1 protein-coding gene is annotated in these 478 nt (G+C 55.9%); it reads right to left on the bottom strand.

The features are described 5' to 3' along the window. Positions 1–34: 34 nt before the first annotated feature. On the bottom strand, positions 35–478 hold a 444-nt coding region (locus M3P21_RS22425; RefSeq protein WP_249713727.1), incomplete at its 5' end, for an integrase core domain-containing protein.

Below are 478 nucleotides of genomic sequence, written 5' to 3'. Positions count from 1 at the left end.
TGAGCAGCCTCATCTGACTGGTCCAAGTTGATTGTTAGTGCATGATCGGCCTGTGATCCATCGGGATGATGGTTTCGGGCGCTGGCGGGCGATAGCCCAGAGCACTGTGGGGGCGTTTTGTGTTGTAGTGTTTCCTCCATTGTTCGATCAGAATTTGAGCTTCTCGAAGGCTGTAGAAGATTTCGCCGTTGAGCAGCTCGTCTCTGAACCTGCCGTTGAAGCTTTCACAGTATCCGTTCTCCCACGGGCTGCCGGGTTCGATGTAGGCCGTCTTGGCACCAACGGCGGCGATCCAGTCTCGGACAGCCTGGGCGACAAATTCCGGCCCATTGTCAGAACGTATGAAACTGGGCGCACCGCGAAGTATGAACAGGTCTGTCAGGGCGTCGATTACATCGGTCGAGTTCAGCTTCCGCTCGACCCTGATTGCCAGGCATTCCCGACTGTGCTCATCAAGGATGTTCAGCGTCCTGAAGGC

This window comes from Ruegeria spongiae, assembly GCF_023502395.1.
GTDB classification, from domain to species: Bacteria; Pseudomonadota; Alphaproteobacteria; order Rhodobacterales; family Rhodobacteraceae; genus Ruegeria_C; species Ruegeria_C spongiae.
This window is presented reverse-complemented; position numbering and strand designations above follow the sequence as displayed.